At 54.7% G+C, this 15212-nt stretch carries 12 protein-coding genes and 1 tRNA gene; 10 read left to right on the top strand and 3 right to left on the bottom strand.

Features of this window, described 5'->3' with window-relative positions:
- Positions 1 to 54 precede the first annotated feature (54 nt).
- From AC2CQI_RS16085 to AC2CQI_RS16045, 9 genes are all read left to right on the top strand, one after another.
- A tRNA-Thr gene (locus AC2CQI_RS16085) sits at positions 55 to 130 on the top strand.
- A gap of 161 nt (positions 131 to 291) precedes the next feature.
- Positions 292 to 1587, top strand: coding sequence for a tyrosine-type recombinase/integrase (locus tag AC2CQI_RS16080; RefSeq protein WP_484577308.1), 1296 nt, complete (start codon positions 292 to 294; stop codon positions 1585 to 1587).
- A 280-nt stretch (positions 1588 to 1867) separates the two neighbouring features.
- A complete protein-coding gene (locus tag AC2CQI_RS16075) occupies positions 1868 to 2824 on the top strand; it encodes a hypothetical protein (RefSeq protein ID WP_484577307.1) in 957 nt (318 codons plus the stop codon).
- A gap of 52 nt (positions 2825 to 2876) precedes the next feature.
- Positions 2877 to 3140 (top strand): helix-turn-helix transcriptional regulator, encoded by a 264-nt coding sequence (locus tag AC2CQI_RS16070; protein WP_484577306.1) that lies wholly within the window; start codon positions 2877 to 2879, stop codon positions 3138 to 3140.
- A complete protein-coding gene (locus AC2CQI_RS16065; RefSeq protein WP_484577305.1) occupies positions 3137 to 3730 on the top strand; it encodes a hypothetical protein in 594 nt (197 codons plus the stop codon). The genes AC2CQI_RS16070 and AC2CQI_RS16065 overlap by 4 nt, the downstream gene beginning before the upstream one ends.
- 550 nt (positions 3731 to 4280) lie before the next feature.
- Positions 4281 to 4565, top strand: coding sequence for a hypothetical protein (locus AC2CQI_RS16060; RefSeq protein WP_484577304.1), 285 nt, complete (start codon positions 4281 to 4283; stop codon positions 4563 to 4565).
- Positions 4562 to 4831 (top strand): DUF3077 domain-containing protein, encoded by a 270-nt coding sequence (locus AC2CQI_RS16055; RefSeq protein ID WP_484577303.1) that lies wholly within the window; start codon positions 4562 to 4564, stop codon positions 4829 to 4831. The genes AC2CQI_RS16060 and AC2CQI_RS16055 overlap by 4 nt, the downstream gene beginning before the upstream one ends.
- Positions 4828 to 7722 (top strand): DUF927 domain-containing protein, encoded by a 2895-nt coding sequence (locus AC2CQI_RS16050; RefSeq protein WP_484577302.1) that lies wholly within the window; start codon positions 4828 to 4830, stop codon positions 7720 to 7722. The genes AC2CQI_RS16055 and AC2CQI_RS16050 overlap by 4 nt, the downstream gene beginning before the upstream one ends.
- A gap of 81 nt (positions 7723 to 7803) precedes the next feature.
- Entirely contained in the window at positions 7804 to 8694 is an 891-nt protein-coding gene (locus AC2CQI_RS16045; protein ID WP_484577301.1) for a chromosome segregation protein SMC, read from the top strand.
- Positions 8695 to 9206: 512 nt separating this feature from the next.
- On the opposite strand, the gene AC2CQI_RS16040 is transcribed toward AC2CQI_RS16045, so the two are convergent.
- The 3 genes from AC2CQI_RS16040 to AC2CQI_RS16030 form a co-directional block, all read right to left on the bottom strand.
- Positions 9207 to 11336, bottom strand: a complete 2130-nt coding sequence (locus AC2CQI_RS16040; RefSeq protein WP_484577300.1) for a KAP family P-loop NTPase fold protein — start codon at positions 11334 to 11336, stop codon at positions 9207 to 9209.
- Between the two features lie 348 nt (positions 11337 to 11684).
- Positions 11685 to 11813: a hypothetical protein gene (locus tag AC2CQI_RS16035; RefSeq protein ID WP_484577299.1), complete on the bottom strand. Its 129-nt coding sequence runs from the start codon at positions 11811 to 11813 to the stop codon at positions 11685 to 11687.
- A gap of 86 nt (positions 11814 to 11899) precedes the next feature.
- The gene (locus AC2CQI_RS16030) at positions 11900 to 12160 is read right to left on the bottom strand and encodes a hypothetical protein (RefSeq protein WP_484577298.1); all 261 of its coding nucleotides are present in this window, start codon (positions 12158 to 12160) and stop codon (positions 11900 to 11902) included.
- A 213-nt stretch (positions 12161 to 12373) separates the two neighbouring features.
- Here AC2CQI_RS16030 and AC2CQI_RS16025 point away from each other — a divergent pair, with 213 nt between their 5' ends.
- Positions 12374 to 14038, top strand: coding sequence for an ATP-dependent nuclease (locus AC2CQI_RS16025; protein WP_484577297.1), 1665 nt, complete (start codon positions 12374 to 12376; stop codon positions 14036 to 14038).
- The last annotated feature ends 1174 nt before the right edge of the window (positions 14039 to 15212 follow it).

The following is a 15212-nucleotide window of genomic DNA, read 5'->3' as shown; positions in this document are numbered from 1 at the left end:
TTAGGAAACAGTGAATTGCGTAACCCGCGCGGCAGTGGTAGCGTTGCTGCCACCGCCGGTGTAGCTCAGTCGGTAGAGCAGCGCACTCGTAACGCGAAGGTCGCAGGTTCGATTCCTGTCTCCGGCACCAGAGACCAGTTTCCAGAAGTCTATGACTGTCTACGAAACACCCAGAAAAGCCCGCCTAGTGCGGGCTTTGCTGTTTCTATCTGTCTCGTTTTGTCTCTGGGCATCTACACGATTTAGGGATATGGTTAGGGATATCTCGGTTCGACAAGGAAACGTATCCCTATGGCACGCACAGTGGTGCCTCTCACCGATCCCAAATGCGATGCGGCCAAGCCTCGGGATAAGGATTACAAGCTGTTCGATGGCAAAGGCCTCTACCTGCTGGTGAAGCCGTCAGGGGTCAAGACCTGGCGTATGAAGTACACCAAACCTGATGGCCGTGATGGTTTAGCTACCTTTGGCAACTATCCGGCGCTCGGCTTGAAAGCGGCCAGGGAGCGACGCGCTCAGGCGCTTGAGCTTCTTGCTGCTGGGAAAGACCCCATCGAGCAGGCACGCTTGGACAAACAGGAAGCGGTCAATGCCCGGGCGAATACCTTCCGTTTGCTTGCACAGGAATGGCACGCGGCCTGCGCTCGTAAGTGGACACCTGGTCATTCCTCCACCGTTTGGCGACGTATTGAATCCCATCTGTTGCCCACTCTCGGTGATCGTCCGGTCGCGGAGCTGAAAACACGGGATCTACTTGTCCCTCTCAAAGCGGCAGAAAAGCGGGATACCCTGGATACGGCTGCACGCCTGCGCCAGTACATGACAGGCATCCTCCGCATGGCGGTTCAGCATGGCCATCTAGATTTCAACCCAGCGATCGATCTGCAAGGAGCCACGGCTACCCGCAAAACAGCGCACCGGCCTGCTTTACCATTTGACCGCTTACCTGAGTTTCTCCAGCGGATAGATGCCGACAGCGGGCGGGGCCTGACTAAGCTCGCTGTACAACTGACCTTGCTGGTGTTTATCCGCTCCAGTGAGCTCCGGTTCGCTCGCTGGAGAGAGATCGACATGGAGAGGTTGATGTGGGAAATCCCTGGTGAGCGAGCGCCTATCGAGGGAGTAAAAAACTCCCATCGCGGTTCGAAGATGAGCACGCCACACTTGGTACCGCTCAGTCGCCAATCAGTGAATGTCCTGGAACGAATCCGCGATCTCACCGGCCGATTCGACTTGGTATTTGCAGGTGACCACCATCACTGGAAACCCATGAGCGAAAACACCGTCAATAAGGCCCTGCGACGCATGGGGTATGACACGAAGTCAGAGGTGTGCGGCCACGGTTTCAGGACAATGGCTTGTTCAGCACTGGTTGAGTCTGGGCTGTGGAGTAAAGACGCCGTCGAACGACAGATGAGCCATCAGGAGCGAAACACGGTGCGCGCAGCGTATATCCACAAAGCAGAACACATTCAGGAGCGAAGGCTCATGGTGCAGTGGTGGGCAGATTATTTGGACGCCAATCGGGTGGAAGCGATCACCCCGTACGACTTTGCCCATCGAGATGCTGTAGCGAGCGGCATTTGAGACTTCAAGAAACGCATGAGGCATCGAGAGCAAGCGATGCGTCACGGTCATCAGTGCTCGCGGATCGTAGCCACCAGTTGGGGTGTTTCATGTGTAACTGGTGTTTCGGTGCTGATGGAATAGTTGAAAATCCTAGCCTCCGGACTGGTAACACGTCGCTGGCCCACGCGGACAAGCAGGTGTATCAACGCTGTATGGTGTTTCGCACCACCGTTGCCTGTCGGCAGCTTAGCGATCATCTACCGCGCAGGCTCATTTTTCGATCAAGGGGGCGTGGGGTGTGATCTGGTCCGCAAATGAGGTGGAGCAATTCACGTTCGAGCTTGCGAATACTGATATCAGTAGCCTGCTCGATGAGATCCAGATCATGGAGGATGCTGTAGCGGAAGCTGCGCTTTTCCCTGAGTTTCGTGGGCACTTTCGCCAGGCATTCGATGTGATAAACGAGGCAGCTTCATATTGGCTCGAAGACGGCCTGGGGTATTCCAGTCAGGCAAGGCGGGTAATCCATGAGACGTTCAGCCAGCGAGATCTCATTTACGAGCGATTGTGTTATGCCCAGTCGTTTTCGCTGCCAGATGTAGTGCGTGAGGTGCTAGGTCAAGTTGAAGCTATTCCTAGCTCTCGAATGGCGGCGAGCTATGCCTTCGCACAAGCACTGGACGCTGTTCAGTTGCTGACTGATTGGCTGGGGAATGTTGAGCTCAATGTGTACGACATCGACCCTGACTTAGCCGAATACCTAAGGCTGAATGATCCCGCGTTTTTCCAAACCATGGTTGAGCGCCAACGTCTTACCCAACCGGGCAGGGAAGCGGAGGTGAGAGAGGCCTTTGCTCAATGGGTGGCTGAATCGGAAAAGGTTTTGATGCTTGCTGACCTTCATCGCCAGTCTGAAGTCGCGCTCCGCTCTGGGACGCTTCAGCCAGGTAGCTTTTTTCCGACGATGATCGACAAAATCTACACCGTGAAAAGCTCCGAGAGGGCTCGCTTGGCTGGCAAGGGGAACAGTCGGCCAGGTACCGCCACTCAAGATGGAAAGGCGAAGAAGCGGGAGCTCACCCGGGCAGCCGTTGAGCGTATCAAGAAGTCCTACCCTGAAATTGAACCTAAGGCACTGCTGTCCAGGCTGGTCGGTATAGTGGGGATCGGAACGCGGGACACGATTAGGGAAAATCTCAGAGAGCTGGGAGAGTACGGCCCTAGGAAAAAAAGAAAAAAGAGCGGACCGTGTTGATTCGTTTTTGAGTTTTTAGTCTGTACCTGTCTCTGTAGATATAGGTACGACTATGACCACTTTCTCCGCAGCAACCTCCCTCCATTCTGGGCGCGACCCACAGACCACTCTGATACGCATCACTGAAGTGATGGCCATCGTAGGGTTGGCCCGCCCCACGATCTACAAGCTGATGCAGCAGGCCGAGAGTGGCTTTCCGCTGCCCGTTAAGCTGAGCAACAGCAACGCCCGGGGTGCCCCAGTAGCCTGGGTTCTTTCCGAAGTTCAAGCATGGACGCGCAGCCGAATTCAGGCGCGTGATCGGGTGGCTGTATGAGCGTGCGCCGCCACCATTTCGCCGGCCCATTCCACGATCCGTATGGCGCAGCGTTCTGTTTGTACAAGAAGGACGAAATCAACTGGCGTCACCGGATCATTGCCGGTGTGAGCTGGAACGGCCAAACCCAAGAGGCGTTCTTTTTCAATCCAGACGGGCTGACCATTCCGCTCCGTGCGAACCCATGGGAAATGCCCGACTTCGTGCGCAAGCACGGCATTCGTCGCGAGTTCTCCACCATTCACGGCGACGGCCCGTTTGCCATGGAGAAACAGCGGTGCTTGGCGTTGACGCCGAGCCAGACAGCCGAGTGGGTCACCTACTGGTTCGTCGATGAAAGTTGCACCTACTCCAACGACCCAGAAGTCTGGGACACATGGGTAGCGAAAGACCTGGAAGCGGAGCGAGCCACCAGTGAAAAGAGCCACGCATTTGGACGGGAAAAGGCCGACCTGGAAACCTTCGTCGCAGAGTGCGTGGCGGATCGAGAGACATGGCTCGCAGAAGAGTACCGGCGCCGTTGTCGTGAAGACGCACGGATCTATGCCTGGCTGAAAGGCGAGCCTCACCCGCCGGAGTCCGGCAACTGACCCTCCCAGCTTTCCCTCCAAATGAAAACGCCCCCGGCGGCTACCAGGGGCGTTTGGGTGAATCTGTATGCACGCTCAATCTATTTCGCTTCGGATCAATCCGCAAGCCCTCGTTACGGTTGCGCTTTCAGAAGAGCACAGTTACTCTCATCCGGTCGCTGCAAATTCAGCGACCGGGTTTGGCGACCCGATGAATTCAAGGCGCACAAGCGCCCCCATTACGATTGCTGGCGCTTTTTTTGTGCCCGCACGTCCTGTTTATGGTGGCTGTGCGTGGGAGACCTTCGGGTCTGCCGGTTTCCTTGATTCCCGGTTCGCCAACCCGCGCACAGCTACCACCCTTAATCGTTTGGCGACGGTTGGTGGTAGCTCCTCAAATCAAGGAGTCTCACCGTATGCACGCCCTCAGTCCGTCCAAAATTCGCGCCGCTGCACACCGTGCAATGGCTCTCGCCGCTCTACACGCCAACTCCAGCCTCGCTACACGCCTCTCCCGCTACAACGCCCATATGGCAAAAGCTCGCGCCCTGGAAACCACCGGGGGTGTCCTATGAGCACTCTCCACGGATCCGACCTGCCTGAGCAATTGCTCACCGTCGGTAATCAAGCCGAACCCGGCATACCTATCGATGCGATCACCTGCGCGATCAACCGCGCTGACTCCGTGCTGACCTTGCTTGAGTACCACTTCGAGAGTGATCAACCCAGCCTCTCCGGCGATGTCATCGCATCAATCATTTGGGATGTTCGTGGCACCCTGGGTCTGATCAAAACACTTGCGCTTCATGGTGATGCGACCTCTGTTCCTGTTGAGCAGAAAGGCGGTGCCCAATGACCGCTCCAACTACGCTGGGCCGGGCATCTTTCCTTGAAAGCCCAAATGGGGAGCGCCTGTTTCGAGTGAACGCCGGAGCGTCTATCTCTGATGCTCTCGAAACGGTTTCCCTTCTGCAGTTTTACGCAAATCAACTGACCCTCGAGGCCGCCCTGAACGATGGCAGCGAGCGCTTCAGTTGGCCCGCCTTCTACCTCGGCCAGATGGCCAAGGCCCTCCTTGATGACGTGAGCGACTCAATGTTTGCAGCGAGGGCAGAGCCATGACCCAGCGCACTGGCAGCACTCAAAAACGACCAAGCTTCGCTGACGTGAAAAGCGCCGCTCTGCAGAACATCGATCGTGTGCTGGAGCACTGGCTGCCACACGGCAAGCGTGTCGATGGCGGCAAGGAATACACCGCTCCCAACCCAACCCGTACCGACAAGCACGCGGGCTCGCTCAAGGTGAGTTTGAGCAAGGGCACCTGGGCGGACTTCGCCACCGGTGACAAAGGCGGGGACCTTATTGACCTGGTGCGCTACCTCGATGGGGGCACTGACGTTGAAGCCTGCAACAAGCTGGCGGACCTGCTTGGAGTTTCTGCCGGCACAACCCAAGGCAAGAGCTCGCCTGCCAAAAGTAAGGCACCTGACTGGATCGCTGTTCAGCCGATCCCTGCCGAGGCCATGAGCAAGTGTCCGGCCAAACATCGGCAGCACGGCGCGCCATCCAAGGTATGGATCTACCGGGATGCCCAGGGTGAACCTCTCATGGTCCTGTATCGCTTCGATCTCGGACCGGATGAGGACGGCAAGCCGAGAAAAGTGTTTGCACCGTTGACCTGGTGTAACCGGTCTGACGGTCAAGCCACTCAGTGGCGTTGGCAAGGGCTATCCGAGCCACGCCCACTGCTGCGATTGAATGAGCTGGCCCAGCGAGCCGATGCACCGGTAGTCCTGTGCGAAGGTGAAAAGGCTGCTGACGCTGCGGCTGAGTTGATGCCAGAGCACGTGGGGACCTGCTGGCCGAATGGCTCGAACTCTTGGCATAAGGCGGACCTGTCTCCACTCAAGGAGCGCGACGTGTTGCTCTGGCCGGACAACGACGCCAGCGGAAAAGCTTGCATGGATGCCGTCGAGTCGAAGTTGCTTGAGCTCGGGGCGAAATCAGTCCAGCGACTGACGCTTGAGGTGTTCAAGCGTAAGCCCACCAGCAAAAGCGGAAAGCCCGCATTTGCCAAAGGCGGTAAGTGGGAAGACGGCGATGACGCTGCCGATGCACTGGCGAAAGGCTGGACCGCTGACCACCTCGCGGAGCTGCTGCGAACTGGCGAACTTCTTTCGTCCGCGACCGGCAAGAAACCTGAAGAGCCTGCACCGGCAAAGCCAGTGGCCAAACGGCCTGTAAAATCAAAGAACGACCTGATGCCTGGGGGCTTTCGGCTGACTCCCGATGGGGTCTTCTACGCCGGCGATGATGGCGAGGCGCGTCCGGTGTGTTCGCCCTTGGAAATCATTGCCCGAACTCGCGATGAGAAGGGCCACAACTGGGGCTTGCTGGTCGAGTTCGACGACCCGGACGGCGTGAAAAAACGCTGGAACATTCCGGCGCGGACCATGACCGGGGACTTCGGCAAGGACGTGTTAGGCCCTCTGGTGGATATGGGGTTACGACTTGCCGGGAGCCGCTCCGGACGCAATGCCCGAAACGACCTCCAGAGCTATCTGGGTGGGTTCGATAGTGCGCAGCGAGCCCGACTGGTTACGCGCCTGGGCTGGCACGGTAATGCCTTTCTCCTACCAGAGCAGCAGATCGGATCAAACGACGAGCATCTGTACTTCTACGAGGCTGGGGCGCAACTGCCGCCCATCAGCGAGGCCGGTTCCCTGGAGCAGTGGCAACAGCAGATCGGCGCGCTGTGCATAGGCAACCACCGTTTGGCATTTGTCGTCAGCGTCGCCTTTGCGGGGCCTTTGTTGAACCTGTTGGGCCATGAATCCGGCGGCTTCCACTTCTACGGCGATAGTTCGGGCGGCAAGACCACACACCTGCAGGTGGCCGCGTCCGTCTACGGCGGTCCCCGCCTGGTGCGTTCGTGGCGGTCGACGGATAACGCCTTGGAGTCCATCGCCGCCGCGCATTCGGATGGACTCCTGGTACTGGATGAAATCGGCATGTGCGATGCCCGCATCATCGGTGAGACGGTGTACATGCTCGGCAACGGGACCGGTAAGGCCAGGGCCAATGATCGAGGTCAAGCGGGCCGGCAGGTGCAGGAGTGGCGTCTGCTGTTCCTCTCGACCGGCGAGAAGACATTGGCGCAGCACATGGCCGAGGCCAACAAGGATCTCAAGGCCGGTATGGAAGTGCGGATGCTTGCCGTGCCGGCAGACGCGAGCAAGGGCCTCGGCATGTTCGATGCGCTGAACGGATTTGAGGATGCCGCTGCGCTCTCTGACGCCCTCAAGGCGCGGGTAGCCAAGTATTACGGCACGCCGCTCACTTCCTTTCTGAGGGCTCTGAGTGAGCCTGGCGACATGCTGCGGTGGTCGGTGATCGTGCGGCGTACCGTGGAGCAGTTCATTGCCCAGAACCTTCCTGCCACGGCCAGCGGCCAGGCCCAGCGGGCGGCGTTGCGTTTTGCCTTGGCAGCAGCGGCGGGAGAGCTGGCAACCGCCTTTGGTGTGACGGGCTGGCCGGATGGAACGGCCACGACCGCAGCCCGGGTTTGTCTGCATGGATGGCTGGCGGAGCGTGGCGGCGCAGGCAACCTGGAAGGCGAAGCGATCATGACTCGATTGCGCCAGGTGATCGAGCGCTTCGGCGAGAGTCGGTTCACACGCTGGGAATCCACCGCCGCCAAGATCGATGAGCACGGACCGCGAACCATTGATCGACTGGGCTTCCGAAAAACCATGGAGCACGGTGTAGGCGACAACCTGCATACCACCATCACCTATTACGTGCTGCCCGAGGCCTGGCGCTTTGAAGTGTTTGGAGGTTTTAACCTCACCGCCGTCAATCGGGAGCTTGTCCTGCGGGGGGTACTGCAGCCAGGTAAAGACGGAAAAGCGTCTAGCTCGGTACGCCTTCCTGGCATGGGTGTGCAGCGCTGCTATGTGGTCTTGAGCGAGCCAGGGGCAGAGGTGGCATTGGCGGAAACGGAAGCGGCTTAACGGCAGCTCATCACGACGAGATCTAGCCGGGCGCTTCCGGCCTCGCCAGCCATCCAACCCCAACGACTTTAAGGAAACCCTATGAGAACTTTCGACGCATTATCTGTAGAACGCGCAAGCCTTGAATCTGAAATTCAGCAGCACCAGGAGGACGTAGCGAGGCATGAAGCTCTGCTACGCGAGCCTGCAACAGAGCATTCGGGAGAAAGAGGCAGCATCGAAACGGACCTGAATATCAGCTTGGGCCGTATCAGTAGCCTTCAGCACAGGATTGAAATAATCGACCGTGATCTCAACTGGCACCAGCGCAAACAAAATACCCCAAGCCTGATGGCCGACTATCACGAACACCTGCGTTCCTGGGCGGCGGATAAGTCCGAACTGTTGGAGAAGCGCAAAGTGCTGACCACTCGCCTCGAAGAGGTGAAGGCCCAGACGACTAAGCAAACCTCAGAGGCCCGCGCTGCTGAGGAGGAAGCGGCTCGAAGCTATGCTCAAGCGGTAGCCTGGGGGGATATCGACGGAGAAAAAGCTGCCTCGACTGCCGCTCAGAAAGCGGCCAAAGCTCTAGAAACTGCCCAAGAGGATGAACGCCGTCATGGCCTGATCGTCACCGCACTAGAGCGAGAGATTCAGGTCGTGGATGAGCATATCGAGGAGGCTGACCGAGAGTATTCAAAGCTCGAACGTAATGCGGTATCGCTGGCCACCGAGCGGCTGGAGGAGGAGTGGGATGCGGCAGCCCAGGCGCTGATCGATCTCGGGGGTAAGCTGTACGCCGGCATGCAGTACCTGGGGCGAGAGCAAATGGCCTTCCATGATTTCAGGATCCCGAGTCGCATGGATCTGTATCGCCAATGGAATCAGAGCAGCTTGATGGTTGGGGCCAGGCAATTCGGACCTCAACAGATCATCGGGTTGGAAAACGATGCAGAAAGTCAGGCTGACGCCACGGCGGGGGGCCTTGATTGAGCCCTAGCCTCAATAGGAAGCGAGCAGTCTGCATCAGCAGGCTGCAATGCGTTTGGAACGCATAAGAGAAAGGACCATGTTTGGATTAACAGAAAACTCACCCTCTGTTCGCGACGCGCTAACAGAGCGAAGGCTTTACCTGCGGGGCCTGGTGAAGCTAATCAAGGATAATCATCAAAGACTCACGCTCGTTGAAAGGAAGTCGATAGATGTCATGAACGCAGCAGTGAAGCACATCGATAATCGTCTGATTTCTTTGCAGAAGACGTGAACTTGATAGTGACATAGCCACAGAAAAAAGAGGGCGCAGCGCCCTCTTTTTTCATACCGTATCCCGACCTGGTGTCGGAGCGGTCTGTCGCGACCGTCCGCTTTCGACCCAAAGCAGCCATCTGCTGAAGACAGCAAACGACCAGGAGCGGACACTCCTAAATCCGAGCAAGCCTGCCTTTGCATGATAACGTCCCCAAGAACGAGCGGAACGCATCGGCTGTAGTAGCATTAGCGATCGATCACATTCGTCCATCAGAGCCATTACCGTATAGCGGTTTCTTCTCTACCACCGATCTCCATGCCGCACGCACTGGATACTCAACATCCTTATCTGCAAGGCGTATCTGAGCATGTGCGAGGAGTGTCTGGGGTCTAACCAGATTCGTGACCGCTGGATCATCGGGGAGGCAGTAGCTTTGACCGCCATTGGAGCTGAAGGCATGCTTCAAAAAGTGCAGTGCGAACTCATCAAGTGTCGGGTCTTGTCGCTTGAGTGCTGAGAACATTTTCTTTGCTGATTCGGGGGCCGCTCGCATGATCGTCCATAGAACTCGAGACGGATCATATCTAGACCAGAGCGAGCCATCCTCCGCTGAGCTGATTGCGTTCTTAGCGAATGCTTCAGCTACCGTATTTTGCGCTTGAGGATTGCATACCAGCTCATGGTCCTCTTTGGGAGCGAAGAGTCCTCGACTCAAGACGAGAGCGGCCATAGATAGAGAGTCTGGATCTGCAGTGATCGAGTGGGCAATCTCATTGGCATCTTGGCCGGAATTGGTGATGAGACTTTCGATGGCCGACATCGCAAGCGCATCAGCTGAAACTGTGAAGAAGCCACGCGAATCGATCGAAAGCGAGAACGGTGGTTTATCTAAGAGCCGGCCAATAGCTAAACAGAGGTCATTCAGATCGGCAACCTCTTCTGGCGTGGTTGATTCTGCAATGTCACCTAATAGTTCGAGGAAACCTAAGCAGTTCTCTCTCGACAGTTTTGCCTCAATGTTTCCGCGTAAATGCGGCTGAACAATATATTGTCTGGCATCCACCAGACTCACATCTGTGGTTCCAATCGCCATGCTTAGTGCAATGTTTAGACGGCTCGGTGCGGCTAAATGACCCTCGATATCGATCGAGCGGGAAAATCCAAAACTGCCGCTAGCCTCCGCTACTGCAGGGAAAAGATGATGTACGAGCTTACGAACTGCATCCGGATTCGAGCACTGAGAAAAGAGGCGGTTCGCCTTCCTTCGATAGTCATTTTCCCGCTCTTTAGCGTCCGCCCCCCCTCTAATGGAGGGGCTCCTTGCAGTGAAAAAGTCAGGGTCCTTCCGTAGAACGCTATAAACACTAGGCGCTCGGACCATCAGGCAAGCCAAACCTAGAATGTCGGCAAGAACAATCTCACCACGTAGCCCCGGTTCTATGACACTTAAGGTGTTCATCACTCGTGTCACATCGCGCGGGTGTTCTAGTAATTCGCGGAGGCCAGAGAAGTAAAGGGTTTGAAGGCGGCCTTCCTGCTTCTCGAAGTAATCCGCCGTCATGTCCTCTGGAAGCGCCGCCAAAGCACCGTTCAGAAGCTGGAGACGAGCATGCGCAGAGATAGCGGGAATAGGAAGGCGAACCTGGACAATTTTGTCGAGGTAGTTGGCTGCCTGCGGGACTGTCGCGGCTTTCAGGGCACGACAGATATAGTCTGGGTCCCAGGCCACCACGTAACCGACATTGGGTAATTGGCCCACTGCCTTGATGATTCGAACCATTTCAAAAACTTCAGTCGGGAACAGTCGATCCACGTCATCAATAAACACGTAGATCTTCTTGTCCAGCTTTCGCAGAGCCTTCTCAAGCCTATCTTTCTGTCCTTCAATGCCCTGAATTTTTTCTTCAGCAATTCCGCCGACAACTTTCCCTCCTGCTTCCATTACTCCCTTAACAAGTGAGGCCCACGGCTCTGCGCCTGGAACCCACTTCACGAGATCAAAGACGGTGGCGTAGTTGAGCAGTGCTGTGGATGCTTTTTGAGCTTTCCCTGCATGATCCTGAACGTTGATTGCTGACGCGATGGCATTCAGGAACTGGCGAAGGAGTGCATCGCGATCACCGACCAACCAGGGATTGAAGTTAGCGATGATCGGGGGCTTGCGTTCATCCTGGACAATCAGCTGCTCCATCATTGCGAGCACTGATGACTTCCCACTCCCCCACGGTCCTTCAATTGATATGACGAATCCGGCCGTGGACGATACCCTCTGCAGGGCCTTCATTGCAGCTTCAGCGAAGCCCCGTCGCTGGAGCTTGTCATGATCAAGAGCGTGGGACTTCGATAGAGGTTGGTCTGAGTCGATGAGCGGAAGGTCTTTCTTCATAGCTGGGTAGCATCCGATGCAAAGGGGGCGCCTGCGCGACGCAACGGTAGAGTCAGTATTGGCAACCGTAAGGCTTTAGGGGTGTGATGCTCAAGGTCTGGAGGGGCGACCTCGTTTGTAATCGGCGAGGCGTCTTGCTTTCCACCGAACCCGATGCAATTGGCCGCTAGCACCGAGCTGGAGAAAGGATTCGACGTCTCCCAAAATTTTGAGTGGCGCTCAGCATGAGATGGAAGCTCCAGTTTTATATACAGGCGGATGGTCCGCTGTTGTCCGTGAGTTGCTCCCGCCAACGGGCTGCTTTGGGTCGGAAGCGGGCGCCTCACAAGGCAGCCTCCCTCCTGCCCTTCAGTTGCTGCCGTTGCGTTTCAGGGTCATCTTGAATGAGAACTTTCCATTCACATTGGGCTTGTCGCCAGTGGTGATGACATTGCCATTGGCGCCGCCATCGATCGAAAGCGCGTAGTCCTTACGCATGACCATTGCCGCCAGCCCAAGCACGCCGACGGTGGCAATCGCAGCAACGGCAATCGCAGCTGCGCCGCCAGTGATACCGGTAGCACCTACGCACCCGCAGCAGCTCCGAAGGCCACCAGACCGCTGGCTCCGGCAACACCACCAGAAATAGCTCCCACCGGGTTCCAGAAGCTGGCCGCGGCTACCCCTGCTCCGCCTGCTATCAATGCAAGTTTCGTGTACGTCACGGACTTGATCACACGTACCGCCAAAGCAAGCTTACGATCGGTGATCACGATGCAGTCTGCCTTGTCGTTCGGGCCGCTTTTCAGCTCTTTAGCATTCCCTACGAATCGCGTACTGCTCACTTCGGTAATCCTTGGAGATGATGGTCAAAGATGCATGATTTTACGGCAGAAGGCTATCATCTTCCTGGAGCGCTGATCCGAGGCTGCCAACGGCCAATACCAGCCGTTTGCGGCGAGTCACAAACGGCCGAGAGCAGTCATTTATTGCGCGACAGTATCCTGATAGATGTTTCCGTACTGTCACTTTAATTTTAAACATAGGCTAGGTAGATCTTGACTATTAATACTAGTTTTTGGGTTCGGGATTATAGAGGTTTTAAACAGAAAGGAGCTGGCTTTTTGGCGATCAAGCCAGTAAATGTGATTGTTGGCAAAAATAATATAGGCAAGTCAAGCCTTATTGCCGCCGTGGATCATATGTTTAGGGAGCGCGGAGTCGAAAATGAAATAGGGAAAAGCATCGAGTTTGGAGAAACATTAACCGAGGCCGAATTGCAGCCACATTTTAGTCACAATATGACGGGAGGGGACCTACCTAATAATCACTGGCGGGGGCATGGTCAGAATTTTATAGGTAAGCGTGTTATATGGAGGGAGTTGGGAAGAGATGTAGAAGTCCTCAGGGTTGAGGGGTACGAAGCAAGTTTGTTACGTGGTGAAATTTTGCGGATTAGCCGTGCTGTAGCAGCAAGTAAACATAGGAGCTTTCGACATATTCAGCTTGATGCAGACAGGGATCTTGTTAAGGAACAATATACACGTGAGTTTACACTGAAAAGCAATGGCGAGGGAGCTACAAATATTATTCAGAGCTATATAAATAATTCACATCTTGACAGGGACTTGATTCAGGTCAGATTACTTACGGCGTTAAATGTGATTTTCACGCCTGATGCTGTATTTTCAGAGATAGTAGTTCAGCATCATTCCGATAGTAATACATGGGAAATTTATCTTGGCGAGGAAGGGAAGGGCCTTGTTCCACTTTCGGCATCAGGCAGCGGACTGAAGACCGTTATATTAACATTACTTAATCTCTTGGTGCGCCCGGACTTTGAGAGCAAAGACATCCCAAATTATATTTTCTCATTCGAGGAGTTGGAAAATAACTTACATCCTTCGTTGCAAAGAAATTTGTTTTCATTCTTACTGGATTACGCAAAATCGAAAAAATGTCATATTTTTTTGACAACGCATTCGCAGGTCGCAATTGACCTTTTTCATGGTGAAGATGATGCGCAAATTCTCCATGTGAAAAAGCAGAATGGCGAGGTTCTTGGATTTATTTTGGATGACTTAAATCGCGGTTATTCCGTCCTAGACGATCTAGGTGCCAAAGCCAGTGACATACTCCAGGCAAATGGCATCATCTGGGTAGAGGGGCCGTCAGATAGAATTTATTTAAATAAGTTTATTGAGTTGTGGGGTGAGGGGGCTTACAAGGAAGGACATCACTATCAATTTATTTACTATGGCGGTAGTGTGCTGGCCCACATAGATGCTAGTACTCCAGAAGCGGATTTGCAGGAAGCGGTTAGCGCCGTAAAAATAAATAGAAATTTTATATTTGCATGTGATAGCGATAGAAGAAATAAGAATGGAAAGTTGAAGAACAGGGTAACAGAGCTTCTTTCAAGCGTTGCTAGCGACCGTGGGTATGTATGGGTTACCCGATGCCGAGAAATTGAAAATTATATTCCAAAGGAATGTTTTGAATCGGTTTATGAAAAGTCTAGCTTGCCTCAAATCGGTGAGTATGAGTACGTTCAGGACTATCTAAAAAATAACAATCTTTCCCAGGCTGCTGAATTCACAGATAAACATCATAAGGCGGTAAAATTCAGCGAGACCTTCTCCAAGGAAAACTTATCATTTAGACCGGAGCTATCTACAGAAATGATGGCAATAATTAATCGCTTAATGATCTGGAATAGTTGAATTTATTCCTGAGGTTCGATCATATGACCGCCATGGAGAATCAGCCCAGTCCCTCTGGGTTTCGTTGGAAAGCAATCATCACCCAATCGTGCAAGCAGTGAATAGTCACTGCTTGCTTTGCCAATGCAGCTAGGAGTTGTAGGAAAAGGATTTGTGGCGCCCTGTGTACTCGATACCCGTGACTGAAACTCCCTTGTTTCGTAAAGGAGATGTAGTGACCGCTTTTGGCCGTTAGCTGTCCTACATGACGGGTACCTAACGGAGTGGTCTGCTATGCGTCCTATACTCCTGTGGGCAAACCGGAGGACAGCATGGACGACTTACGGGAAAAGATAGAGGCGGGTGAGCCACTTATGCAGCAGGCCATTGAGGCATTACGAAGGTACCACGAAGCCAAAGCTGCGGGGCGCCCATCCGATGAGACCGAGCACCTGAGACTGCTGGCGGAGTCGTTACTTGAGGCCGTTTCCCAGTACCAAGTTCAAGTATTTGGAGGCCCAACAAGGCCTCTTCATTAGAGGTTGATGTCTACAGCTTCTCTCGCCCCAAAGCTGCCTTTTATGGAGGGCTGCTCGGGTCATTGGCTGCCTTCTGTCAAGTGCAGCCTGGCGTCGCAAGCGGGCAGCCGAGGTTACACCGCTTCCGTTGTCACACTGCTAGATAGATGTGTATTGCCCGTGGTGCAACTGAATAATTACCTATATTAATCAATGGGTTGCTTTATTTCGTTACACGCTTTACACCTGTTACACAGCTTCAAGGTCCTACTCTGCTAGAGATCCCACGCCCTCCATCTAACAGCGCCTTCAGCGGTCGAGGCATGCTTTGTTCCTCCTTCAGAAATCGCGTGGGGACCCTGGGAGATCAGGCAAGATACGGGGCTGGGAACCCGCGAGGCTTCGTTAGCGGCAGGCCGCTCAGCTTAGTGAACAGGTGAACCGAGTGAACACACCTATATGGGAGCTATCCCAATTATTCATTCTCTTTGCGAATGACCTCTGCCCTTGGGAGGGCCTCACCATCATCGACCGACCCGCAACAGCAAACGGGCCGGGGCCTCGGTCCCGCATGACATCAGTTCGGGCAAGGAACCAGCATGCTTTGAGCGAACGGGTAGGTTAGCTGGGTGCTTTCATGCATACATCTGATGGACAGAGAAATGGGAAGCAGGTAA

The sequence above is a fragment of the Pseudomonas sp. P2S-1 genome (genome assembly GCF_057197725.1).
This window is presented reverse-complemented; position numbering and strand designations above follow the sequence as displayed.